Raw genomic sequence first — 22,873 nt, 5'->3', positions numbered from 1 at the left:
CATTAAACACATCAAATCCATTAAAGTGGGTCATCAAAATATGGACTCTGTGACTACAAAAACTAAAAGCAGCACAACAAGGTATTTAATCAATGCAGAAAGACACAGTAATTAAACAGTCACAGCTTAATAAAAAGATGACACAGGCTATCGAGTATTTTACTTCGGGCCAAGACCAAGCAGCAGAACAAGCATTTCAGCAGCTATATCAACAGCAACCCTCTCAGCAGGTCATTTTATATCTCGCACAATTGGCACAGCGCAGACAAGCCGGGAGTGAGTGGATTGAACAACTTGAAGCACTGCTACATAAACACCCAGATGTACCAGATAGCTATTATATTCTCGCTCGCAGTTATCAACAAAACAGACAACTACCACTCGCCGCTCAAACCTTCTATCAAGCACTAGAATGGCGCTTACAGCATGACGCACTGACAAACATTGCAGAAGTTCAATCATCCGAAGTACCAATACATGAAAGCGCGAGCTCAACTAAACTAACTCCTGAAAACGCATTACTCCTATTACTACAAACGTTGTCATCCTTAAAAAAGGCGGGATTTTATGCTTTCCCTACGGCTGGTACTTTGCTTGGGTTAGAACGTGAAGGTCAACTCTTAGAAAATGATAAAGATGTTGATATTGGTATCGACTGGTCTCACATGGAAAGCGCAATCGAACATTTACAGCATCTTGGTTGGCAGGAAGAAGCACAATCCTATGGACTTATAAACCCTCGATGTTTTCGCCACCAATCAGGCTTAGTGCTTGACCTTTGCGGTTATGCCACAGAGCAAAGCACTGGAGATACAATATCAGGTTTATGGATGCAAGACGTACCTTTTACTTGGAATAGAGTGACGCGTTTCTCTGCTATTCAAGTTGTGAGCATCAGCTCACCTGCCGGAGAAATTTGTTATCCCCAGTATCCAGAGCAAATCTTACAAGCATTATATGGGTTGGATTGGAAAATACCTGACGCAAATTTTGATACCATCGTCTGCGCCCCGAATATTATGCAAGATTCCTACTTATATTACTGTTATGCCTACTCTCACCTTTACACTGAGTGGAAAAAAGGCAACTTCAAAAAAATGCATGTAATACTTAGGGTGCTATTACAATTCAAGCCTCATGACAGTCTTTTAAAAAATCTTATGCAGTTCGTACTAAAGCAGATGGAATCACAACAGCCGTGCCGTGTTTTAGCGCTTGGTTTTTTTGATCTGCTTCACCCTGGTCACTTAACGTATTTGTCGTTAGCGAAATCACATGGAGACTACTTAGTTGTTGGGGTCGCACCGGATGCTTTTGCGTTAAAAAGTAAGGGACGACCGCCAATAATGGATCAAGACGAGCGCTTAAGTATTATTAAGGCATTAGCATGCGTAGATAAAGCGGTTTTAGTCGGTGCACCAATGGCTGATACTGAGCGAGCAGCGCACTGGATCGCACAACAAAGAGTAAACCTTGTGATCTGCGGTGATGAATGGCAACACACGCCCCGCTGGCAGGCATTGGAAGCAGCTTTAGCACCACACAATATTCGGGTTGTTTATATCCCTTATACCCAAGGAATTTCTAGCACTAAAATTAAAGAAAGTGATCCAATGTACAAAAACTCTATAGCTAATTGTGCGAAAACTGCGGGAATATGTGGGAGAGTTCGGGATTGAGTGAGAGCCTATTTTAAAATGAGTTTGATATTGTGAAAATCAGCGGCGCTCAAAAATTTGCGCCGCTTTTTTGTTTTGCTAATTAATAGACGGAACAGTTACCGCTTTTTGAGCCTCACCATTCTGTGCATACGCAGTTTGCGTTTCTTTACTTGTATCGATCATCACTTGCATTGCCTCCGCAACATCTGCAAATGTCTCACAACCACACTTTGATAAAAACGCTGCTATATAATGTGGGGCTAATTGCTCTGCTATATTACTCTTCATTTTCTTCCTCACTCATTAGCTCCCAAATTACCTTATATAAAGGTAGTGTTTCGGGTTTTGTAGGTGGAATTGATGGGCCGCCGTTGCGACCAAATCTGACTGTTTGCTCTGGCTCGTTTAATTGCTCTTCTATATATACCCTTTTTCCAAACTCGAATCCGAGTAGTAGCGTGGTAAATAGAAGAAGCAGCAACAGCCATGTGTTTACTGTGATCTCGTCGTCACGTTTCAGCATAGTGAATGCCCTCCACCATCTTTAGTCCCTTTACCTTTGCAACTATCGAATAGGTCTCCTTGTACTTCATCCGTTTTCAGCTGGTTCATGGTACGAACAACTTCATATATCCACTGCACAGAATAGCCATGCTTCTTAGCTAGTTCGACGTGGTTATCTCCAGTAAACTCGCTCCAGATTTTGTTGTGCTTCAGAATTGTATCCAGTGATACGCCCTTGCAAACATAAACGTTCTCGCCCCCAAATGTATGACGAACCCGGTCTACAGCTTCACGGCCTATCTGGCCTGCTTGTTCAGCACCAACTACGTCGGCAACACCACGAGTAACAACCTCAAAGATAGCCAGCAACATACCAATACCACGTTCTGAGCCTTTACCAAATTGTTCAGCCATTACTAGACTCCTCATATCGGCCAAGCATTAAGCCTGTGAAGTTAAGAGCACTCTCAAGCTGCTCAACATTACAATTTGAAAAGTTGCTATATTTATACACAATGCGCGCCGCCTCGAACTTTTCCTCATCGTTCAGTGGCAGCTTTTTTAAATCAGGAGCTAGTTCGTTCATGTCTTTTGCCATCAGACGCGCATACCAGCTTTTTAACTGCTCAATCAGTGCATGAACCATAGGTGCGCGTAGCCACTCCAAACGCTCAATAGCTATGTTACTGTTCATACGCTTAGCTTGTGATTTACTCCAATTGAGTAGCGCGGCTTCCGAACCGTCGCGCAAATAGCCGCGATGACTCATGGCGATCCACACTTGGCGCAGCTTATCCAGCGGGGTTTTGTCTTCGGGAGCTATATCACGAGTCATAGGCGAGTTGCGGCCTTTGCCACTCTTTTTAGCCTCGACTTTAAAGCCCTTGTCTTTCATGTGAGACAGCACTTTGTTTAGCTCACCTACATTCATACCTTTGCAGCTTTCTTTTTTAGTCAGTTCGACTAAAACTTGACGATACAAATCTTCGTCCCAGCCTAAACTCGTTTTGCCTACATGTATTAATTGAATCAGTTTTGATTTTGATAAATACATAACGCCACCTTTATAGAGATTTACTAACCAATGGGATCTGAATCCATGCACCCAGCTCGTTGCGTTCATAAAACCGCACGTAGGTTTTTGTTGAGCCAAAAATAAACGCATCATCTATGGCTTGCATACCAGCCGCCCAATCGTCCGACTTGTGGCTGTAACGGTATTTACTGCGCAGCTCCATGATCTTAGCTTTGCTGTATTGGCCCTCTTTGTCGGTTTCAAACGCGTTCATTACGATGTCTTTAATTAGCTGTGCTTCATCGTCTAGCTTTTCCAGTAACCCATTCACCACACCTAAAAACAGCTCTTTTGCTATCAGGATTTCAGGGCCAAAGCTAATGTCGTCAGCAACACCAACCTTTACACGGCTTTTGCCATCATACGAGGTTAGCGTGATATTGCCTTTGGCTCCGCCAATCTCAACGTTGTAGTTGTGGGCCATCTCTGCAATAAAGTCGTTTACTTGCGAATACACACCACGTTTAAAGTGTTCATGTTCTGCGTTTAGTTGCTTTGCGCGCTGCACCAGTTCTAACACCAACGCATTTTGCGCCTTATCGTTGTCGCTCACTTTATCTGCTGGGACCTTGTAACCACTTCTATTTATATAAAATTCTTGTTCCATCACTTCTTCACCTTACTGCGTTAGTTTACGTTGAGATTCGCCATTTACTGGGCGGTGTATAGAGTGCTCTTTTCCTGCCCTAAACCCGTCGCTTATCGCATTGCCGACGTTAGCTTTTTTGCCACGCGCTGCGCAGTTGCTCCGTGCTAGGTCTGGGTAATGACGTACCTTATATGCTTCAATGAGTTGGTTCTCATTGTCTGTACGGGCAAACTGGGTAATTTGTTGGTGAACAGCGATTACCCAACCTTCAGCAAATCGATCACCTCTGGCTATTTTGGTACTGCGTTTGCAGCGGTTTGATTGCTGCTTAACATAAGCTGTCCGATCCGCTTTTAGCTTTGCCCACATAACATCCCAGCAGTAGCTAGCCAGCTCAGGCTGCGGGGCGATACCAATAAAGTGAATATCACTACTTGCGCAAAAGTTTTGGTTTACAAATGCATCCACACCAAATGCACGTTCAATCAGGTTAATAAACATGGCTTGATACTTAACTAACCGATTAGCGCCACACGTTGTTCGGCGCTCGTCTATATCAGAAAAGCCCACATCTTCAGCACTAATGCGATGTTTCTCCATTAGCGCTTGCGCTGACCGCATAGCTGCTGCGGCTTCATTTTCGTTAGTTGCAGACTTAGCCAACGCTAAACACTTTTTGATCTTGTCTAAAATGCGCTTATCCACGAGGCACCACCTGCTGAACTTTATAAAACTTTACCGAATGGCATTTAGGGCATGCACTCGATAGTAGCTCTCCTACATACACAGCGGCTTTGTCACTTTCATTGCCTACCCAACCACAATGATGATTTGCACATGCGAAACCAGGCTCGGGCGTGGCAATAGCAAATTCACGTAGCTTTTGTCCGAATACGTGGTCCCAATCTTTAACCTCAACCGAATTGTGCCGTGTCAGCATTTCTTGCATTTTGCTGTCGTCAGCCAGCAGTTTGTCGGCTTCTGCTTTGGGTAGCGTGACGTGCTTTGTGATCTTGACGTTCGCGACGCCAGTGAGTGTAATTTCTACCTTTTGACTCATAGCTACACCTTTAAAACTAATGATTCTGTGATCTGCTGCTCACCAATTTGAGCGGCGGCATTCATGGCTTTAGCAAGCCAAGTGTTTACATTGAGTGGGTACGAGCGGTCTAGCTCGGCATCATCCAATGCAATCCCGTGGCGAATGCGCCCCATACACTTGCCGCGAATCGCGCTGAGGGCATCCTCAGTAAAGATCTTGTCAGCATCTACACCAACGCGAGATAGCTTATGGCGAATATACTCGGGAACATAAATCCCTAGCGGCTGCATCTTTATTTGATTGCAGCGCCAGCTAAACTCACGAACGTGCTGGCCACTTAACTTTTTGGCAAGTTCCGACTGGCCAATCAGTACAATGCCCATCACACGCCTAAACCCGTGCGTTAACTCCCAAATACGCTTGAGTAGCTTGATCATATCAGCGCTTAAATCGTGTGCCTCATCAATTACCATTAGATGTAAATGACCGTTGTTGGCGCTTTCAATTAATGCCTCTTCTATTGCTGCATCACGCTCTTCAGCACTTGGTTTATGTTTGATTTGTAGTGCTCTACAAATAGCGGTAGAGATAGACTCTGCGGTTATTTTGCGACGGTCTAATCGTGCGGGTTGGATCAAAATCACATCAGGATGATCTTGTTGCACTTGGTGAATAAAAGTGCGGCGAATAATCGTTTTACCGCTTCCACACTCACCATAGAGTGCAATCATGCTGCCAGCGTTCGCGGCCGTTAGCATGTCTTCTAAAATAATACGGTGGGCATCAACCAAAAATAGGTCATCCTCGCTCGTTATCTCGTTTTCAAACGGGTCACGACGTAGTTTAAAAAACTTCTTTGCGTTAGCTGTTAGCATTTCAGGCTCCGGATCTTCATATTCAACTTCAGGTTGTGCGTTTTTGTTTGGCTCATACCAAGTAAACAAATCGGTTAGTTGCTCGCTGGTTGCACCGAGTTCTTTTAAATACTCTGCAATGGCTGCTTTAATCGCTTTGCTATCACAGGTTTTTGGCCAGTCGGCTTGTGTTGCTACACGGCTTAAACTAGCTTTGCTAAATTTCAGCCCTTTAGCGGCTAATGCTTTTACTACTTGGGCTTGCTTAACTCCCAGTACTTCAAACACATGGCTAAGCTTTGTTATTTTCAACTGCTATCTCGCTATCTTCAGCACTGGAGTCTCCGCAATTCCTAGGTGCAACTGTTCAACAACCGCTGACACTTCCGTTTCAGCAATACTTTGGCCATGCAGCCAATCAATTTCGTTAGGACGCAGGGGCCTACCCAAACGCTGTGCTACAACCATGCGTAAATCGAGCGAGTCCAACACTTTGCCTTTGCGCGAGCCTTCGGCGACTTGCTTAGCAATCGGATTGTCTGGCTCAATAGTTTCTCCTTTAGGCGCAATGCGGGTGTCGTGCTCAACATTTTTGAGGTGTGTGTGAGCGACCAAAGCGCCCCCAAATGGAGCTAGCTTTTTCTTCTTAGCCTGCTTGATTTCTGCATCACTGAGATTTTCAAAAGCGAGCCTATCCGCTGCTTTAGCTGCGCTTTGAGTCGCCGTGTCTTTGTTTTGGATGTGTTCTTCACCAATTACAGGGGCATCTAACCTAAAGCCATCTTCACCAACATCTGCTGGTTGAACTTGGTGATACACCACTTCATCAAGGGGGGTTGTAACACCTACTAATAAATCCGGCGTATCACCCACAATAATTGGACTAACCGAAACCGTGATCCCGTTACGTACATGCTCCAGTTCACTAACGTCATAGCGGTGCTGCTGTTTGGTACGTGGGTGAACATAAGTGATCTCCAGATCACCGTTCACCTTCCGTGTTTCACCTGTTTTGGTCAGTAGTAGTCTGCAAACTTGCTCATCTGGCAGCATGCGCAGGTAGTCGCGGTTTTGTGGTTGGTATATGGTTAGCCATACATCGGAACGTGCTTGTTTGTGCCGACTATGCTTGCAGTTCATGCCAGGTATTTTGTTGGCGTTAAATGCCTCTTGCCATGCCCATACCGACTCGTTTAGCTCGTCAACACTGCTAACCGGTTCAAACAAAATGCGGCTTTCAAATTGCTTTTCAACAATGTTGTTTGCCACTTCCACAGCCCCTTTAGCGCGGGGGTTACCAGCCTCATGGGGTATGTTTTTAACTTTGAGTGCATCTAATACATTGGTAATTGCTTTACCTGTGTTGGCACTGCCTTTATCCCACAACAGAATTTGTGGCACGCCCATAAATGGCGAGCCTTCGTGTTGCTTCCAACACCACATTAAAAAGTCGAACATATTGGCTTGCGTTTCACCCGCTGACTCGTAATAACGCACGCGGATCATGCCGCTATTGTGGTCAACCAATACGTAACGCCACACTCGTAAGTGCTTTATGCGCTCTAAGTTCTCTGGCTTATTTGCGTAAAACTCAGAGTCATTTGCGTAACGCTGCACTTTGCCTTTTTTACCTGGCGGGTAATAAAGCAAACAATAACTAGGGTCTACTTGATGTACATGATTAGGCGCTAAACTGCGCATTTGAACATGCGGTGTTGCTCTATCTAACGCGCTAACTGAGGCATTACGTTTAGCTAGTACACGGCTGATCTGGCTTGTACTTAAGCAGGCATAGCCATTAGCAACCAAGATTGATTTAGCCGTGGTAACATCCATGATCCGCTTACCATTATCACGTACCCCTTGGTTTAAAATGGCCACCAGCATATTCAAGGCTTCATCGTCCATCGCTGTTGTGCCTGCATCACTGCGTTTAGCCTTGCCACTTTGCCAACCTAGCTTTTTGAGTTTGCGATATAGCGCGTCTTTGCTTAGGCCCAGTGTTTCACACGCCTTTTCGCGGATTGTGCCTTTTTGGCCGTGACCTGCGTTGTCTAGCTGCTCTGCCCAGTACTCTAAAGATAATGCGTTCATTCCATCACCTCCGTGCCTTCAAAGCCCATTTCTGCCAGCCACTCACCACTGGGGCGCGCATCGTCTAAGTCGCCATAGGTGCGGTGTATCTCGTTCCACACGCCAGCCAGCTGAGTTAGTAAAATTTTGCTGTCAGCGTAAAATGCGGATTTAGCGGCATCATAGGTTTTATCATCAATCTTTACCGTCTCTAGTTGCTCACTAAGCACCAACATTTGGTTAAACCCTTCACGCACTTGGTTTTGGGTTTTAGCCAATGCCTCAAAAAATGACTTGGCTTCGCCTTTCCAGCGTTCGGCACTAAACTTTTTGCTTTCTAAGTCGGTTTTAAGCTTGATGATTTCTTCTTCTTTTTTGGATGAAGAATCACGAGACACTTTGAGCATGCGCTCGGTTGCGTCCAGCTCCTGTGCTAACTTGTCTTTCTCTTTGGCATGCTTGGCTTTGAGTTCATCGATTAGCTCTTTTACGGCTTCTTTATCACCTGCTTCAACGGCATCTGATTCAATAACCAATGTTTGATCTTCTTCAGGTAATTGACGTAAGGCTCTTAAGTCCCGATAACCAAGCTGCATACGTTGTGACTGCTCGAAGAACTCTTCTCCGAATTGTTGAAGATTCACTAATCGGTCATCAATAGTGCGTCTTGCCACACCCAACTTGTGAGTACAGTACTCATCCCAAGTGGCGACAGTCGCCACTTTTCCACTTTCATCAGAATAGGCTAGCCCTTTATATGCTTTGGTTTCTTTAGCTTTTTGGAGTAAGCGTAAACTGGCGACAGTCGCCAGTTTTTGTATAAAGTCAAAAGCCTGTATTTGACCTAACTCAACTAATACTTGCTCTTTTGAAGCAAGTAAGTCTTTCCCGTCAACTAGTGCTTTCTCAACCGTCGGTGTTATATCTTTCTCGCTCATAACTACCTCAAAATACTGTAGTTGTTGTACTCTTGCTGTAAGTTGCGCAGTACGTTTTTCATGTTGTGGTCTACCGTGTTACTCAGCTGCACTGGCTTTTTATGTAAGCGCCAGCGCTTTTCATTCCCCGGTAGACGCTCAGCCCATCCCGCATGTGCCAAATTTGCCAATATGCGCGTTACATCTGCTGGACTAGTGTCTAACTCCTGGGCCAGCTGCTTTGGCTCAACACCATCCAGCTCTTTACCCGCCATCAACTCAACCGCTGCCAGTACACGTTGCACTTGTGCTGATATGTATTGGCTCATGCTGACACTCTCTTAATGGGCTTCATTGGTTTTCTAACTGGGTTGTTAAAATCACTCACGCAACTGGGGCACACAACATCGATATCAAACGCCTCACTTTGAACATGACGCCATCCAATATGATTTGCAGCTTGCAGCCATGCGCTTTTAGTTACCGCCTGCTTTGCTTGCTCAATTCGTTTACAACAATTGCACTGAATTAAAGGGCGGTTGTTGTGTACGCTTATATGCTCAGCGCTAACGGGTTTGGTTAATAAGCTCATGCGTTCTCTCCTTGTGGTTTTCCGTGTGCCAGTGCTTTTAGCTGCTCCATACTCATTAGCAGCACAGTTTTACCTGCATGCTTACCAATACAAATACTTGTATTTTGCTCTGGTTGGCGTTTTTTAGGCGCAACTTGGTCTTTGATAGTCATACTATTTGCTCCTAAATCAGGGTTTGTTGTGGGTCGTCGAGCCTTTCAGCTTCGAGCTTGTGATAGGCAAGATCTTGCATAAGTAAAACAATTTGGTCGGCTACGTGCTGGGCGTTACCGTTGCCTTCTTCTAGTTGCATCACCATGCCAATCACTTGGTTTGCAAACTGATTCAGGTGGTTAATGGTGGGCATGCTAGGCTTTTTACCTTTGGGCATATCAACAATAAGTTTGTCTAGACTATGCGCCATATATTGGAGTGGGTACTCTCTACCTGTTGCTGCCATGTATGGTATTAGCAAGCTTGCTGGCATATCGCCATTACCAAGATGTTTATAGAGCATATCGTTACTAACCCCCGTTCTATCAGCAATGCGTGGCACGCTCATATTGCGTGTTGCTTGAGCATGCTCTTTACAAAGTTGTAGGGACTCTTGAAGGCTACGAGCGACAACTCGATTCCATTGGCGGCGTTTTGTTTTAGTAGTCATAGCAACCTCCTTTTTGCAAGCGAGGTGCAGCAAATAGTCCATTCCAAAAAGAAAGAATTTTTGGAACTTCCAAATAGAGGATCTTACTGGCTAGAATTTGATCATCACGTAAACGGGAGATCAAACCATGCAAACCGACTTTATTACTTACCAGTTTAAAAATCTGCTTGAATGGCTGTGTATTGACGATAAACCTTGTGCCGCTGTGCACTGCGCGAGCGCTAAAGAACTGCGTCAACTTATTGTTGAACTTGGCAGCTATACGCATATTGAGCGCAGAGTGGTGGTTAATCGCTTGTACCAACAACAAAACACGGCTTTGTTGGCGCTGATAGCATTGTGCTATGTACGGGCTAATTATGTGCATTGTGTGGCTCCTGTAAGTTCGGTAACTCAGTTATTAGTAAAGTGGTTACTTAGCCCTTACGACGCCAAGAGTTGCTTAAGCTGCTCTACACTTTGTTTGCGGTCTTCTCCCTTTAATACGGTAGGGGCCTCGTAAAAATCCGTTTTAGGAAATACAACATTGAGGGGCTTATTGATGATTTTACAAATTGCAGCGGCAATACGGCGGGATTGAGTATGACCACAAACCACACCAGAAACAGTTGCTAGGTTCACGCCTAAAGCATCTGCAACCATTGATAGTGTATAGCCTTCGTGTGCGATGGCTTCTTTAATTTCCGTTGATTTCATAGTACTCTACCTTTTTGAATAAAACCCTTTCTAAAGTGTTTTGGCGAACGGTTAGCAAAGGGTTTGGTTAAATGTTGAGTTGATTATTGTGCAGATATCTGCACATGTCAATATATTTATGGCGGATATCTGCACATGATTGGAACTCGTCTAAAAGAAGAGCGTGAAAAATTGGGAATGAACCAAGAGAGCTTTGCCGCAATTGCAGGCGCAAAAAGACGAACTTTGGTTGACTGGGAGAAAGGCTCAACATCACCTACAGCGGTTCAACTAGCTGCATTTGCTGAGTTTGGAGTGGATATCCAGTACGTACTGACAGGTAATAAAAACCACGGAAATTATTCTGAAACTCAGATATTGGAAGGAATGACCTCATTTTTGTTTGATACAGCTGAGCTTGGTTGGGTTACCAAATCAAGGGAAACCCCTTTTAATACAGTATTGAACTTCGCTTTGTATTCGATAAAGAAGGCAGCTGGCGAGGATGTGGATTTTAAAGATATGCCTGAAATATCGGTAAAATCTAAAGAGGGTTAACTCTCTTTAGATTTTTAATTTGATAACGTTGTATTGAGAAACTTCTAATTCAACCTGTGCTTCATAGTCCCTGTAATAATCTTCAACTTCTTTCTTCCAGTCGAGCAATGCATTATACCTATGATCGTTATTTACCATTTTATTGATCATTGGTTTTTTTACTAAAATGTTGTGTGCCCTAATTTGAAAGTCACGCTGCACACGCTTTTCGATAAGCTTCCGAACGCGGTCTTCGGGCGTTGATTTATATTTAAAAAGCTGGCACACAAGGTACGTAATGAATACAAACAATATACATATGTATGAAACAGCGAACATTACGTGGTCCCCCTTTTAAGATTGAAAGATTCGATGGCTTTACAAACGATGGGAACTGCTAAAATTAAGCTATTGGCGAGGTTGCCTGTATTGACTCCCAGTGTATAAGCTTCTCCTAGCAAATAAGTCTGCCATACTACTCCATCAAGGTAAGTTAGTATTTGGAGAATAGCTAACATAGCTAAGCATATTGAAATACTAAAAGCTTCAAAATCAATCTTTATCTTTAGTGACTTATGGCAAAAGATGATTAATGCAATACACAAAACATCAATTGTGGCCCAAGAACCAAACCAATAAAATAGGTTTCCAGGCTCAGTTGCGATGGCCCAGAGCTTTTCTTCAAATTGAAGATTAAACAATTGAGCTGTACACCAAACAGCAGCGACAATAAAGTATGACTGGCTACCCTTGCCCATAAACAACACAACAAACGGCAATGATATTGAAACTAACCATAACCAACTATTTAATTGGTTTAGTAGTTCAGAATAGCCAGCCAACATTATACTTCTCCCTAGTACTCGTTAAATCTGTGTTTCTAAAATACGTTAGAAACAATCACTGACTCGACGAATGCATTACTTTCTACAGTTTTCTTTTTTGGGTATTCAATCGGGTTATTACCACTCCCATTGCCACCTACAACCTTTGCTAAGTCAGCTGATGATAGTGATTTTTGTGTATTTTTTTGGTTCTTCATGGTTTTGCTCCTTTGAAATAGAGCACACAGCATAGCAGCAAAATTGAGAAATAATCTTTAACTTAGATTAAAAATGGGAACGGATGCCGTGGCTGTCCGTGCTACGTTACTACTGGTTACTCAATCCATTAACTCAACTATAACATTTGCCAAATGTTAGGCAAACAGTTTTGTGTTTATTTTCGGAATAATTGTAATGATTTGCGACAGAGCGCACGAATTTAGCGTTACTCTTTGAAAGTGGACCAGGATTCGTTGTGAAAAAAACACCAGATATCTGGTTATTTATTGATACCTTATGTTAACAAATTTACTTAAAAGCCTTTTTACTTATCGGTTTTTTCGCTTATATTAAAAAGCCAACCTAACTAAGGATAGTTTTATGAAATTAATGATGATCCCACTTATTCTTTGCGTCAGTAGTTCTACCCTTGCGTTTGAAGTCTACAAATGCGACGTAGATGGTGTAATAACATATAGTGATAGGCCATGTGCTAAAGATGCTGAAAAAGTAAAAGTAAGAAGTAACGCACCAAGCACTAGGCCATCGCCTGACAAATTGGTTGAAGAATGCCTCGCTTACGTCAAAGAAAATCGTGCTTGGAAAGATCCTGACTCGGTACAACTTGTTAGCTATAGAAAAATATGGACACATGACAGCAGTGGAGCAAGACAAGTGCTTAGATTGGAGGTCAAAGCAAAAAACAGTTATGGGGCCTATGACGGCACAACGCATTCCTCTTGTTTCTTAAATCACAGTGGCACTGGCTTAAGTAGCGTGCAAGAGCTGCTGTAATTTTTTAATCCAGTTTAAAATACACTCACCAACGCTATTGGCACTCTATCAGCACAGCCTGATGGAGATGCCAAATGATCACACCTCAACAACTCGAACATTACCGCCAACTACCCAATATTGCCGCTGCGTTGCGTGGCTACAGTGATGCGTTTAGCCGTAGCGTATTAACCATTTTGTATTTAGAGGGCGGCTTGCGTGACGATGGCGGCCTAAACGATGTTGCGTCTGACCGTGGCGGCCTAACTAAATTTGGCATTAGCCAGCTCGCATACCCTCGACTCGATATCGCCAACCTCACCATTGACCATGCTATACGACTGTACTATCGCGACTATTGGGAGCCGATGCACTGCGATGAGTTAAACAGCGGCGTAGCACTCATGCTCTTGGATGGCTCCGTACAACATGGACTAAGCGGCATTACACGAATAGTACAACGCATTGCAGATGCTGAGGTGGATGGCGTATTTGGCTCACGTACACTCAAAAAATGTCAGTCAATTTTACCTAACCTGTTTATTAGCCAGCTGATCAGCCGCCGCGCCCGTAAATATGCGCGCATTTGCCTAGATGACAATAGCCAAATCCCTAACCTAAATGGTTGGATGAACCGCCTAAGCCACATTACCGAACGCTGTTATGCCGAGGTGTACCGTGGGGCGTAACTGGGAGTGGAGCTATAAACAAGGCCGCATAAAACGATTAAAGGCTGAGGTTGCCGCACACCAGAACGGCGAGCCATTTGATGCCAACCAAATACCGCTGCACAGCTACGACGGCACGATGCAGTCCAAATTCAAACGTGGTTGGCAGTCTGTTTGTGAGACAGATATCCAGTGCCGACTAAACGGCCATAACACCTATCAACAAGTGCGACAGCGCCTTGCTGAGACATTTGGAGCGCGCCATGAGTGATTGGGTAAGACTAGGCACAGTGGTTAGCAATCTATTGGATGATGTTTTTACATCCGATGAAGAGCGGCAACAGCTTGCTAATGAACTTGCAAAAATCGACAACCAGCGCCATGCGCAGGTATTGGCCCTTGAGGGCAGAATTGTTGAGCTACAAGGGCAAGTGCTGGCTGCGCAATCTCAAATTATTACCGCTGAAGCCAAAGGCGAAAGCCGCCTGCAACGCTGCTGGCGACCTATCACCATGCTGACGTTCTTGGTGCTCATTGTGCTGGACTCTTTCGGCGTGCTGGCGTTTAGGCTCAGCGAGCAAGCGTGGGAACTGCTACAGCTCGGCATTGGCGGCTATGTAATTGGGCGCACCGTTGAGAAAGCCGCCCCGGGTGTTAAAAGCATGGCTGCTTCAGCCATTCAAAATCTAAGGAAACCAAAAGATGGACATCGCTGATAAAGCGCAGCAAATCATTGATGAGTCAATGAGCCGCAAACTAGCGGAGCACAGTAAACAATTTGCAGGCGCTGACGTAGACCTAGATGAATGCATCGAGTGCGGCATTGAAATACCACAGGCCAGAAAGGCTGCCATTCACAACTGTACAACCTGTGTTGATTGCCAATCGCTGATTGAGCGCAGACAACGAGTAAATGGAGTTTAACCATGTATGAGTTTTTTCAAAAATGGCAAACCGTGATTGTGTGGGCGCTCGGTGTGATGGGTGTATTCATCATGGCATTTTTGTATGTACGGTTCCCCTCACGCAAAGAATTTAACAGCTATAAATCGGCCGCCCAGCAACAGGTTAGCGACACGCAAACAAACGTGCAAAACCAGCTCAGCAAACATAAAACCGAGTTACACGAGCAGCTGGGGGCGCACAAAAGCGAACTGCAAGAACAGCTAGCGGAAGTAAAACGTGCGGTGAGTGATGATGTGCGAGAGCTTGAACGACGCATTGAGAAAATGCCTACAACCGACGACTTACACGACCTTGAGCTAAAAATTGAGCGACTAAACACCAACATTGAATCGGTAAAGCCGGGGCTGAGTAATGTGCAAAAGCTCACAGATTTGCTGATGGAAAACGAACTAAGAGAGAAACGCAATGGCGATGCATGAAGTACAAGCTGAACACCAACGGATCAGTATTTTGATTGCGCTTAAAGAGTCTGCGGACTATGGCGCAAACACTAGCATGTTGCGAGATGTGCTGAAGCGCTTTGGCCTCGGCTGTAGCCTCGACCAGCTTAAAACCCTGCTGAATTGGCTGGAACAAAACGGCTACATTAAAAACGAAAAGCTCAGCGAGAATACATGGGTTGCACGCATTACGAGCGCTGGCATTGATGTAGCTGAAGGCACCAGCACAGTACCAGGCATTAAACGCCCAGCACCTCGGAGTTTATAGCTATGAGTGATGCTGTACGCAGAGGCAAACCCAGTAAGATTGACGCTTTGCCGGACGAGATAAAAAAGCGGCTTGATGAAATGCTACGCGATAGTGGCAATTCACAAGCTGATATTTTGGTTGCTGTAAATCAGCTGATCCTCGATGCGGGCATGGATGAGGAGGCGACTATTTCGCGCAGTGGCCTAAGTCGCCATGCACAAAAGACGGAAGCTATAGGTAAACAACTGCGTGAAACGCAAGCCGCGACCAAAGCACTGGTTGCAGAACTGGGCGACAAGCCGATGGGCGAAACGTCAAAACTCATTTTAGAAATGGGCCGAACTCAGTTGTTTAAAGCCATGCAACGCCAGTTGATGAACCCCGACGAAGACGCCGACATAGATATTGGTGAAATCAAAGAAGTAATGCGCTCAACCAAGTGGCTAGAAGAAACCGCCATGAAAGTGCATCAACGTGAAAAAGATATACGTAAAGCGTTCGCTGAAGAAGCAGCCGCAAAGGTTGAAGAAAGCGCCATACAGGCGGGCCTAACCGCTGAGGGTGCTCAGCTCATTAAAAACCAAATATTGGGTATTGCGTAATGGCTGATATTGTTGATAAAACGAAGCGCATTCAAGCTGAAGAACTAGAGCATGTTGCAGAGATTGCGCTATCTGATTTACAGCAAAAATTAGAGCAATGCGACGAGTATGAAAAAAAATTCGGCCTGCCGATATTCATACCATTTGATCCTAACGAGCTACTACTAGGCTATCAAAAGCGCTGGATAGCTGATCAATCACCACTAAAAATTGCAGAAAAGAGTCGCCGTACAGGTATTACATGGGCTGAGGCTGCCGACGCTGTGCTAGAAGCCAGTAAAAGCAAAGATGCCCAAGGTACTAACCATTTTTATGTTGGCTCGAACAAAGAAATGGCCCGCGAGTTTATTGAAGCGGCGGCCATGTGGGCCAAAGCATTTAACAAGGCTGCTGGTGATATTCAAGAAGAGTTGTTTATTGACGACGGCCAAGACGGCAAAGAGATCTTAACCTTTGTTATTTACTTTGCCAGTGGCTTTAAAATCCAAGCGCTCAGCTCTAACCCCGCAAACTTGCGTGGTATGCAAGGTAACGTAACCATTGACGAAGCTGCATTCCATGACCGACTAGCGGAAGTATTAAAGGCCGCACTCGCACTCACCATGTGGGGCGCTAAAGTGCGTTTGATCAGCACGCACAATGGCGTAGACAACCTATTCAATGAGTTAATTCAAGATAGCCGCGCGGGTAAAAAACGCTACTCAGTGCATACCATTACCCTAGCTGACGCGTGCAAAGAAGGGCTATATCAACGTATTTGTCAGCGTCAGAAAAAGAAATGGACACGAGAAGCCGAGAGCAAGTGGATTGATGACTTACTCAATGACACAGCCAGTCAAGAAGATGCCCGGGAAGAGTATTTTTGTGAGCCGAAAAAAGGCGGTGGTGCCTACATTGGCCGCACCTTGATTGAAGCGGCGATGGTGAACACCATCCCAATTTTACGCCTTGAAGCCCCTAGCGATTTTATGGGCTGGCCTGAAGCCCGCCGCCAACAGTTTATTGATGACTGGATAGCCGAGCAGTTAGACCCTGAACTGAACAAACTTAACCCCGAGCTAAACCACAGCTTTGGGGAAGACTTCGCCCGCAGTGGGGATTTATCGGTGTTTGTGCCTCTCGAAATCAGTAAAGCATTGGCTAAACGCGTGCCGTTCGTGGTTGAGCTAACTAACCTAACTTACGATGCCCAGCGTTACATTATGCTTTACCTCACCCAGCGCTTGCCGCGTTTACAAGGTTTAGCGTTTGACGCCACGGGTAACGGTGGCTACTTGGCCGAAGCCGCAGCACTGCATTACGGCACAGAAATGGTTGAGCAAGTCATGCTTAACGACAATTGGTACAGGGAGTGGATGCCCAAGCTAAAAGCCGAGTTTGAAGACCAAAACATACTCATCCCTAAGCACCAAGACATCTTGGGCGACATGCAAAAAATCTCGGTGCGTAACGGCACCCCAAAAATTGATAAAGGCTCAGAAAAAGGCAGTGACGGCCGCCAGCGCCACGGCGACTTTGCGGTGGGTTTAGCCATGGCCAACCGCGCCAGTTGGATGGATGGCAGCGCCATTGAGTTTACCCCGCTACCAAGCAAAAGTGGCAGCAACGACTTTAACTACGACGACCTAGGCAGTTTTCAGGGCGCGGGGTGCTGGTAATGCGCTGGCGTATCAAGTTCGAATATGCCTTTACCATCGATAGCGACTTTATCGATATTGAAGCCCCAAGCTATGAAGCCGCAGAGCGCTACACCCTTGACCTCGATGTATACGTGGTATCAATCAAACCTATTTTGCGAGTAAAACTATGCTAGTAGACATTAATGGCGATCCGCTATCAGTTAATAAACTAGATAAAAATCAAACCGAAGACAATGCCCAAGTGGGCATGTTGCTTAGGCAATATGCTGAACACCCAACGCAAGGACTAACCCCTGCAAAGCTGGCCAGCTTGCTGAAAGAAGCGGAAGAAGGCAATTTGGCTGCGATGGCCGACTTGGCCAAAGATGTTGAGGACAAAGACGGCCACATAAGCTGCGAACTGGGTAAACGCCGCCGCGCTGTGCTTGGGTTTGATTGGAAAATTAAGCCCCCTCGTAATGCCTCAACCGCTGAAAAGCGCGACGCAGAAATGATCGCCGAGGTCTTAGAGGATGCGACTTGGTTTACGGATTTTAAATTTGATTTAACAGACGCCATGCTAAAAGGCTTTTGTGCCAACGAGTTGCAATGGGACTACATCGAGAAGCAGCAGTTGATCACAGGTTACGCATACCGAGACCAAAACATATTTAAAACCCACCCCGCAGACTTTAATCGCATTATGCTTAATGACAGCAGCGACGAAGGCGAAGCGTTGAATCCATTTGGCTGGGCGCTGCATATTCATAAATCTAAGAGTGGCTATGTGCATCGTGCAGGTTTGCTGTCAGTACTTGCTTGGCCATTCCTATTTAAGAATTTTAGCGTACGAGACTTAGCGGAGTTTTTAGAGATTTATGGCTTACCTGTGCGAGTGGGCAAATACCCCAGTGGCGCAACCGATGCAGAGAAAGCCACGCTTCTGCGCGCAGTGATGGCAATTGGCCATAACGCTGGCGGTATCATACCGCGTGGAATGGAAATTGATTTTCAAAGTGCAGCTAACGGCCAAGCAGATCCGTTTGAAAGTATGATCCGGTGGTGTGAACTAACTCAGTCTAAAGCGGTGTTAGGCGGCACGCTGACAAGCCAAGCGGACGGTAAAACCAGCACAAATGCCCTTGGTAGTGTCCACCAGGAAGTAAAAGAGGACATCACACTTAGCGATTTACACCAGCTTGAGCAGACCATAAACCGCGATGTGATCTACCCTATGTACGCACTGAATGGCAAATCGTACAACGGTAATCGCCGGTTGCCACGTTTTGAGTTTGATACCTCGACTAGTGATGAAATGCGCGATCTAGCTTATCCGCTGCGCTCGCTTGTGAGCCTTGGAATGCAGATCCCTAAAACATGGGTGCATGAGCGTTTGAACATACCTGAGCCAAGCGAAGGCGAAGCGGTGTTGGAAGTGCCAAGCGAGCCGATGCCTGGCAATAACACCGCTGCACTCAATACAGCAGTGGCCGCACTTAATGCGGAATACCAAACACGCAGCACGCAAACAGAGCTAGATACTGCCATTGATGCAATCACCAGTGGCGATATGCGCGAAGAGTACAAAGCAACACTGCAACCGCTGCTAGATAAACTTAACCAAAGTGAAGAACTGGCAGCTATTGAGCTTGCCGAGCTTTATCCCACAATCGACCAAGGCCAACTAACCGAAATGCTCACCAAGCTGATTTTTGTGAGTGAGATTTGGGGCATGATCAATGATTGATCTCAGTATTGCTTTTAATAAACCGCCTGCGGATGCTGTGGCGTACTTTAAATCTAAAGGCTACACCGTCAGCGATGAATGGCACGATGTGCTGACTACGGCGCATGCCAAAGCATTTACTGTGGCGCGGGTGCAAAGCATGGAAGTACTAGAGGCCATACGCAAGTACACCGACAGGGCGCTTGCTGAAGGCTTAACGGCAAAGCAATTTAGAGATCAGCTAACGCCCGAGCTGCAAAAGCTTGGTTGGTGGGGAAAAACCAAGAATGAGCAAGGTGATAGCGTTCAACTGGGCAGCCCCTATCGCTTAAATAATATTTACCGCACCAATCTACAAACCGCCTATATGAGTGGCCGCTATCGCCGCATGTTGGCTCGCAGTAAAACGCATCCGTATTGGCAGTATGTTGCTATTGATGATGCACAAACACGGCCTGAACATAGGCTGCTGCATGGCAAGGTCTTTCGATTTGATGACCCCATTTGGCAAACCATATTCCCGCCCAATGGCTGGGGTTGTCGCTGTCGCGTTCGTGCGCTCACGGCAGAGCAAGTAAAAGCGCGTGGCTTAACCGTAGAAGACGGTAGCGGCTATGTACAGCAATTTGATGCAGAGATTGTGAGCCGCGAATCTGGCGAAGTTAAAACCACTGAGCACGCTAGGATTAAACTGCCTAGTGGTGATGTGATGACGCCAGATGTGGGCTGGGCCTATTCGCCTGGCCAATCAGCCTTTGGCACCGATGTCGCCGTGGCACAGAAGCTAGGCAAAGTGGAAAGCACACAGCTACGCGCTGAAACTATCCAAGCACTCAACAATAGTGATGAACGGGCTAAAGCATTTGAGCTGTGGACGCGTAAAAGCATTGAGCGTATAGAGCAGTATCAAGCAGCAAAACTTGCTGGCGATACTGCTGGGCTTAGAGCGTTTGGCCCACGGCCACAACATAAAACGGTGGTGTCATTTCTCAATGATGACATTCGCCAAAAGCTTAAAGATAAGGGCATTGATGCGGCCCGTACTTTGATTTTATCTGAGCGCGCGCTGGCTCATGCGCATAGCGAGAAACACCAAGCAAACGGTACAGCTTTAGCGCTAAAGGCCTATACAGAGTTAAGCACTTTGATGAATGATCCAAAAGCTCAAGTACTATGGGAACGTGAACGCAACGAACTGCTTTATGTGAAGCGTGAGGGTGAAGAGTCAATTAAGGTTGTGGTGCGTTATCAGGGTAAAGGAATTGAGTTAGACACATTAATTAATGCACTAAAGGTTAAGACACACACCATTGATGCAGCTATTAGCGGTGGATTGTATGAGGTATGGCGGTAGGGTGAGAATCGAACTCACATCACTGTCAGACAGCCCCTTACCTATCGGGGTACACCACCGCCACAAACAATTATTACCCAACGACTCGGTGATTACAATATGACCACTAGAATTGAAATTCTCACAAGCGGTGATGCAACTAAGGTGCTTGAACAAATAGCACAGCGCTTTAACGACCTGAGCGACCCAATGAATGAGATAGCCGCCATCATGGAAGGCGCAACGGAAGATGCATTTGCAGAAGAGCGCAGCCCTGTAACAGGCATCGCATGGCCAGCGCTTAGTGAAAACTACCTAAAACAAAACCCCAAACGTGTTGGCGGGCAAATGCTACAGGTAAGTGCTGGCGGCTTAGCATCAAGCATTACCGCAGATAGCGGCGCGTTCTGGGCGCAGATTAGTAGTAACAAACCTTACGCTGCTATTCATAACTTTGGCGGCTTGCCAGAAATGGCACCAGGGCCTGCCGCGATAGACCAGCGGCAATATCTGGGAGTAAGCCCCGATGAGGAATCCGATATTCTAGCCGTGTTGAGTCACTATTTTACCGAAAACTAAAAAACGCCTCAGAAGCCCTCTGAGGCGTTTTTACATGTTCAAGTGCTAGCGTTGGGTGTTGCGTAGTGTAATATGGCTGTTAAGGGCGTTTCGAAACGTTTCTAAGTTGGCTTGATGGAATATTACTGCTAAATTAAATTCTCAATACAGTTGAGCCTAAAGGAATTAAAATAATGCTAGATAAACAAAGTTTTTTAAGTCAATACGATGAGCTTATTGAAAAAGAGCTAAATGAAACAATTGAGATTATAGAGAAGAGCTTAACTAAAGAAGGTTTTTTCTCGGGAAATATTACGTTTGAAAAGCACGTACCTTACGGTGTTGCTAAAAAAGTAATGGAAGAAGTTGAAAAGCATGTAAAGAGTGAGGCTTGGTCCATCTCGTATAACAATGAAGTAGGTAAAAACTTCTTCGCGGTCGAAGTTAGTTAACCGTTTTAGTTTTGATGAGCTATTAAAACGACTTTTAGCCTCTTTAGCATCGAACAAAGCCCCCAGTTTGATGCTTTTTAATGGAACTACCATAGCAAAATTTCTAATCATGTAATGCTTATCTAACTTGGTCAATATAACTTTTATAGTGTTAGATTAAGCTATTAAGGATAGTAATGGATATCAAGAATAATCAAAGTAGCTCACTTACTGAAGAAGAAAAAGCTGCAAAGAAACTTGAGAAACTCGAGAAAAAACGCCAGCAGCTACTCAATGATTTATCAAATTGTAATTTAAATACTTTAGAACAAAGAGTTGCCTGGCTGCTGAACCATAAACCTGAGACAAGAAACTCTGATGTTACCTTACAAGTTGAATACTGGAAGGCATTTGAGAGTGACTTGGTTGGAGGCTCTTATATTGATCTGAATAATTATAAGCAAGCCACGAGATTACCAAGTATTGCAAGAAGTCGGGCTCATATCCAAAATGACCACAATTTATTTCTGGCTTCTGAAGAAGTTAGAAAGCGGCGAGGAAAGTTAGAAGAAGACAAAAGATCTGATGTAATAGTCCGTGATAAACCATCTAAGTCATACAGTGTTTTTGCTGACGAAAGTGGCAAAACAGATACCTATCTCATCGTTGGTAGCCTATGGATACTAAATGGAATAGGAACAAGAAAATTAATAGATGCAATTGCAAAGTTTAGAAATGAGAAAAACTTAACTAGCGAATTTCACTTCAAGCGCATTGATAAAAATAATCTTCAGCTCCACCTTGAGTTTCTTAGTCTACTCAAAGAACACTCTTCGACTTTCAGTTTTAAGGCGCTTCATGTTGAAAGGAAAGGTATAAAGAATGTCGACCAAGCCTTAAATCAACTTTTCTTTAATTTATTATGCCTTGGAGTTGAACATGAAAACTCAACAGGCAGAGCACCATTACCTAGATCTCTTTCTTTCGACAAAGACATGGCAAGTGAGGGACCTGATAAATTAATGCTCGCCGATTTAAAGGAAAAACTGCGCATACATTCAGCAACCAAATACAATGATGACCTATATCTAGATGAGTTTCGCTCTGTAGACTCAAAGGATCTGCATTTCATGCAAATCGCAGATTTATTCACTAGCAGTATAAATCGAATCTTAAATACTGCAGGAGATGGCCCAAAAGATATTTTTGCAAATGCCTTCTTATCAGAGTTCGGAATGAGTTCAAGATCAAACTCAATTGAACTGCTGGGTGATTGTACTTCAATTTTGGACATGATTTAA

At 44.9% G+C, this 22,873-nt stretch carries 35 protein-coding genes and 1 tRNA gene; 17 read left to right on the top strand and 19 right to left on the bottom strand.

Annotated features, from left to right (window positions below; all coding sequences use genetic code 11):
* Positions 1–92: 92 nt before the first annotated feature.
* Positions 93–1,679, top strand: coding sequence for an adenylyltransferase/cytidyltransferase family protein (locus tag JJQ94_RS12620; RefSeq protein WP_236596601.1), 1,587 nt, complete (start codon positions 93–95; stop codon positions 1,677–1,679).
* Positions 1,680–1,757: 78 nt separating this feature from the next.
* Here the strand turns inward: JJQ94_RS12620 and JJQ94_RS12615 are convergent, their stop codons facing one another.
* The 16 genes from JJQ94_RS12615 to JJQ94_RS12540 are packed head-to-tail and all read right to left on the bottom strand — an operon-like array spanning position 1,758 to position 10,646.
* Positions 1,758–1,949 carry a hypothetical protein gene (locus tag JJQ94_RS12615; protein ID WP_010604434.1) on the bottom strand — a complete coding sequence of 64 codons (192 nt, stop codon included), beginning with the start codon at positions 1,947–1,949 and terminating at the stop codon, positions 1,758–1,760.
* The gene (locus tag JJQ94_RS12610; RefSeq protein ID WP_099031007.1) at positions 1,939–2,184 is read right to left on the bottom strand and encodes a hypothetical protein; all 246 of its coding nucleotides are present in this window, start codon (positions 2,182–2,184) and stop codon (positions 1,939–1,941) included. The genes JJQ94_RS12615 and JJQ94_RS12610 overlap by 11 nt, the downstream gene beginning before the upstream one ends.
* Complete coding sequence (locus tag JJQ94_RS12605) at positions 2,178–2,579, bottom strand: Mor transcription activator family protein (protein ID WP_095729168.1); 402 nt, start codon at positions 2,577–2,579, stop codon at positions 2,178–2,180. The genes JJQ94_RS12610 and JJQ94_RS12605 overlap by 7 nt, the downstream gene beginning before the upstream one ends.
* Positions 2,572–3,219: a gp16 family protein gene (locus JJQ94_RS12600; protein WP_099031008.1), complete on the bottom strand. Its 648-nt coding sequence runs from the start codon at positions 3,217–3,219 to the stop codon at positions 2,572–2,574. Before JJQ94_RS12600 ends, JJQ94_RS12605 begins: the two co-directional genes overlap by 8 nt.
* Positions 3,220–3,229: 10 nt before the next feature.
* A complete protein-coding gene (locus tag JJQ94_RS12595) occupies positions 3,230–3,847 on the bottom strand; it encodes a DUF3164 family protein (RefSeq protein WP_099031009.1) in 618 nt (205 codons plus the stop codon).
* Between the two features lie 12 nt (positions 3,848–3,859).
* Positions 3,860–4,534 carry a DUF7168 domain-containing protein gene (locus JJQ94_RS12590; RefSeq protein ID WP_172439959.1) on the bottom strand — a complete coding sequence of 225 codons (675 nt, stop codon included), beginning with the start codon at positions 4,532–4,534 and terminating at the stop codon, positions 3,860–3,862.
* A complete protein-coding gene (locus tag JJQ94_RS12585; RefSeq protein ID WP_099031011.1) occupies positions 4,527–4,889 on the bottom strand; it encodes a hypothetical protein in 363 nt (120 codons plus the stop codon). The genes JJQ94_RS12590 and JJQ94_RS12585 overlap by 8 nt, the downstream gene beginning before the upstream one ends.
* A 2-nt stretch (positions 4,890–4,891) precedes the next feature.
* Positions 4,892–6,037 carry an ExeA family protein gene (locus tag JJQ94_RS12580; RefSeq protein WP_141557621.1) on the bottom strand — a complete coding sequence of 382 codons (1,146 nt, stop codon included), beginning with the start codon at positions 6,035–6,037 and terminating at the stop codon, positions 4,892–4,894.
* 3 nt (positions 6,038–6,040) lie between these two features.
* The gene (locus tag JJQ94_RS12575) at positions 6,041–7,819 is read right to left on the bottom strand and encodes a DDE-type integrase/transposase/recombinase (RefSeq protein WP_099031013.1); all 1,779 of its coding nucleotides are present in this window, start codon (positions 7,817–7,819) and stop codon (positions 6,041–6,043) included.
* Positions 7,816–8,736 carry a hypothetical protein gene (locus JJQ94_RS12570; RefSeq protein WP_099031014.1) on the bottom strand — a complete coding sequence of 307 codons (921 nt, stop codon included), beginning with the start codon at positions 8,734–8,736 and terminating at the stop codon, positions 7,816–7,818. The genes JJQ94_RS12575 and JJQ94_RS12570 overlap by 4 nt, the downstream gene beginning before the upstream one ends.
* Positions 8,737–8,738: 2 nt before the next feature.
* Positions 8,739–9,044 (bottom strand): MarR family transcriptional regulator, encoded by a 306-nt coding sequence (locus tag JJQ94_RS12565; protein ID WP_088531224.1) that lies wholly within the window; start codon positions 9,042–9,044, stop codon positions 8,739–8,741.
* Entirely contained in the window at positions 9,041–9,307 is a 267-nt protein-coding gene (locus tag JJQ94_RS12560) for a hypothetical protein (protein ID WP_088531225.1), read from the bottom strand. Before JJQ94_RS12560 ends, JJQ94_RS12565 begins: the two co-directional genes overlap by 4 nt.
* The gene (locus JJQ94_RS12555) at positions 9,304–9,459 is read right to left on the bottom strand and encodes a hypothetical protein (RefSeq protein ID WP_157757237.1); all 156 of its coding nucleotides are present in this window, start codon (positions 9,457–9,459) and stop codon (positions 9,304–9,306) included. The genes JJQ94_RS12560 and JJQ94_RS12555 overlap by 4 nt, the downstream gene beginning before the upstream one ends.
* 11 nt (positions 9,460–9,470) lie before the next feature.
* Positions 9,471–9,950: a hypothetical protein gene (locus tag JJQ94_RS12550; RefSeq protein ID WP_010604423.1), complete on the bottom strand. Its 480-nt coding sequence runs from the start codon at positions 9,948–9,950 to the stop codon at positions 9,471–9,473.
* Complete coding sequence (locus tag JJQ94_RS12545; protein WP_099031015.1) at positions 9,940–10,317, bottom strand: hypothetical protein; 378 nt, start codon at positions 10,315–10,317, stop codon at positions 9,940–9,942. The genes JJQ94_RS12550 and JJQ94_RS12545 overlap by 11 nt, the downstream gene beginning before the upstream one ends.
* 56 nt (positions 10,318–10,373) lie before the next feature.
* Positions 10,374–10,646 carry a helix-turn-helix domain-containing protein gene (locus tag JJQ94_RS12540; RefSeq protein ID WP_099031016.1) on the bottom strand — a complete coding sequence of 91 codons (273 nt, stop codon included), beginning with the start codon at positions 10,644–10,646 and terminating at the stop codon, positions 10,374–10,376.
* 135 nt (positions 10,647–10,781) lie between these two features.
* Here JJQ94_RS12540 and JJQ94_RS12535 point away from each other — a divergent pair, with 135 nt between their 5' ends.
* Positions 10,782–11,183, top strand: coding sequence for a helix-turn-helix domain-containing protein (locus JJQ94_RS12535; RefSeq protein WP_099031017.1), 402 nt, complete (start codon positions 10,782–10,784; stop codon positions 11,181–11,183).
* A 317-nt stretch (positions 11,184–11,500) separates the two neighbouring features.
* On the opposite strand, the gene JJQ94_RS12530 is transcribed toward JJQ94_RS12535, so the two are convergent.
* On the bottom strand, positions 11,501–12,007 hold the full coding sequence (locus JJQ94_RS12530; protein WP_099031019.1) for a hypothetical protein: 507 nt from the start codon (positions 12,005–12,007) through the stop codon (positions 11,501–11,503).
* A 35-nt stretch (positions 12,008–12,042) separates the two neighbouring features.
* Positions 12,043–12,204, bottom strand: coding sequence for a hypothetical protein (locus tag JJQ94_RS12525; protein ID WP_172439960.1), 162 nt, complete (start codon positions 12,202–12,204; stop codon positions 12,043–12,045).
* Between the two features lie 382 nt (positions 12,205–12,586).
* Here JJQ94_RS12525 and JJQ94_RS12520 point away from each other — a divergent pair, with 382 nt between their 5' ends.
* The 12 genes from JJQ94_RS12520 to JJQ94_RS12465 all read left to right on the top strand — a co-directional run bounded on the left by JJQ94_RS12520 (position 12,587) and on the right by JJQ94_RS12465 (position 20,604).
* Positions 12,587–13,000: a DUF4124 domain-containing protein gene (locus JJQ94_RS12520; protein WP_010604417.1), complete on the top strand. Its 414-nt coding sequence runs from the start codon at positions 12,587–12,589 to the stop codon at positions 12,998–13,000.
* Positions 13,001–13,074: 74 nt separating this feature from the next.
* Entirely contained in the window at positions 13,075–13,668 is a 594-nt protein-coding gene (locus JJQ94_RS12515) for a glycoside hydrolase family 108 protein (RefSeq protein WP_099031020.1), read from the top strand.
* Positions 13,658–13,918, top strand: a complete 261-nt coding sequence (locus tag JJQ94_RS12510; protein WP_099031021.1) for a hypothetical protein — start codon at positions 13,658–13,660, stop codon at positions 13,916–13,918. Before JJQ94_RS12515 ends, JJQ94_RS12510 begins: the two co-directional genes overlap by 11 nt.
* A complete protein-coding gene (locus JJQ94_RS12505) occupies positions 13,911–14,363 on the top strand; it encodes a 3TM-type holin (protein ID WP_099031022.1) in 453 nt (150 codons plus the stop codon). Before JJQ94_RS12510 ends, JJQ94_RS12505 begins: the two co-directional genes overlap by 8 nt.
* Positions 14,350–14,571: a TraR/DksA C4-type zinc finger protein gene (locus JJQ94_RS12500; protein WP_099031023.1), complete on the top strand. Its 222-nt coding sequence runs from the start codon at positions 14,350–14,352 to the stop codon at positions 14,569–14,571. Before JJQ94_RS12505 ends, JJQ94_RS12500 begins: the two co-directional genes overlap by 14 nt.
* A 2-nt stretch (positions 14,572–14,573) precedes the next feature.
* A complete protein-coding gene (locus tag JJQ94_RS12495) occupies positions 14,574–15,032 on the top strand; it encodes a DUF2730 family protein (RefSeq protein ID WP_095729147.1) in 459 nt (152 codons plus the stop codon).
* Positions 15,019–15,321 carry a VpaChn25_0724 family phage protein gene (locus JJQ94_RS12490; protein WP_099031024.1) on the top strand — a complete coding sequence of 101 codons (303 nt, stop codon included), beginning with the start codon at positions 15,019–15,021 and terminating at the stop codon, positions 15,319–15,321. The genes JJQ94_RS12495 and JJQ94_RS12490 overlap by 14 nt, the downstream gene beginning before the upstream one ends.
* 2 nt (positions 15,322–15,323) lie before the next feature.
* On the top strand, positions 15,324–15,905 hold the full coding sequence (locus tag JJQ94_RS12485; protein ID WP_099031025.1) for a DUF3486 family protein: 582 nt from the start codon (positions 15,324–15,326) through the stop codon (positions 15,903–15,905).
* Entirely contained in the window at positions 15,905–17,563 is a 1,659-nt protein-coding gene (locus JJQ94_RS12480; protein ID WP_099031026.1) for a terminase family protein, read from the top strand. The genes JJQ94_RS12485 and JJQ94_RS12480 overlap by 1 nt, the downstream gene beginning before the upstream one ends.
* Positions 17,563–17,718, top strand: coding sequence for a hypothetical protein (locus tag JJQ94_RS12475; RefSeq protein WP_172439961.1), 156 nt, complete (start codon positions 17,563–17,565; stop codon positions 17,716–17,718). Before JJQ94_RS12480 ends, JJQ94_RS12475 begins: the two co-directional genes overlap by 1 nt.
* A complete protein-coding gene (locus JJQ94_RS12470; RefSeq protein ID WP_099031027.1) occupies positions 17,712–19,271 on the top strand; it encodes a DUF935 domain-containing protein in 1,560 nt (519 codons plus the stop codon). The genes JJQ94_RS12475 and JJQ94_RS12470 overlap by 7 nt, the downstream gene beginning before the upstream one ends.
* Positions 19,264–20,604 carry a phage head morphogenesis protein gene (locus tag JJQ94_RS12465; RefSeq protein ID WP_099031028.1) on the top strand — a complete coding sequence of 447 codons (1,341 nt, stop codon included), beginning with the start codon at positions 19,264–19,266 and terminating at the stop codon, positions 20,602–20,604. The genes JJQ94_RS12470 and JJQ94_RS12465 overlap by 8 nt, the downstream gene beginning before the upstream one ends.
* On the opposite strand, the gene JJQ94_RS12460 is transcribed toward JJQ94_RS12465, so the two are convergent.
* Positions 20,596–20,666 (bottom strand) — tRNA-Gln (locus JJQ94_RS12460). The genes JJQ94_RS12465 and JJQ94_RS12460 overlap by 9 nt on opposite strands.
* Positions 20,667–20,703: 37 nt before the next feature.
* Between JJQ94_RS12460 and JJQ94_RS12455 the strand changes: the two genes are divergently transcribed.
* From JJQ94_RS12455 to JJQ94_RS12445, 3 genes are all read left to right on the top strand, one after another.
* Positions 20,704–21,162 carry a phage virion morphogenesis protein gene (locus JJQ94_RS12455; RefSeq protein ID WP_099031029.1) on the top strand — a complete coding sequence of 153 codons (459 nt, stop codon included), beginning with the start codon at positions 20,704–20,706 and terminating at the stop codon, positions 21,160–21,162.
* A 173-nt stretch (positions 21,163–21,335) separates the two neighbouring features.
* The gene (locus tag JJQ94_RS12450) at positions 21,336–21,593 is read left to right on the top strand and encodes a hypothetical protein (protein ID WP_099031030.1); all 258 of its coding nucleotides are present in this window, start codon (positions 21,336–21,338) and stop codon (positions 21,591–21,593) included.
* Between the two features lie 176 nt (positions 21,594–21,769).
* Positions 21,770–22,873, top strand: coding sequence for a DUF3800 domain-containing protein (locus tag JJQ94_RS12445; RefSeq protein ID WP_099031031.1), 1,104 nt, complete (start codon positions 21,770–21,772; stop codon positions 22,871–22,873).

The organism is Pseudoalteromonas sp. GCY, from assembly GCF_016695175.1.
In the GTDB taxonomy this organism is placed as follows: Bacteria; Pseudomonadota; Gammaproteobacteria; order Enterobacterales; family Alteromonadaceae; genus Pseudoalteromonas.
The sequence above is the reverse complement of the archived record's forward strand: the minus strand, read 5'-3'. Positions and strand labels throughout refer to the sequence as shown.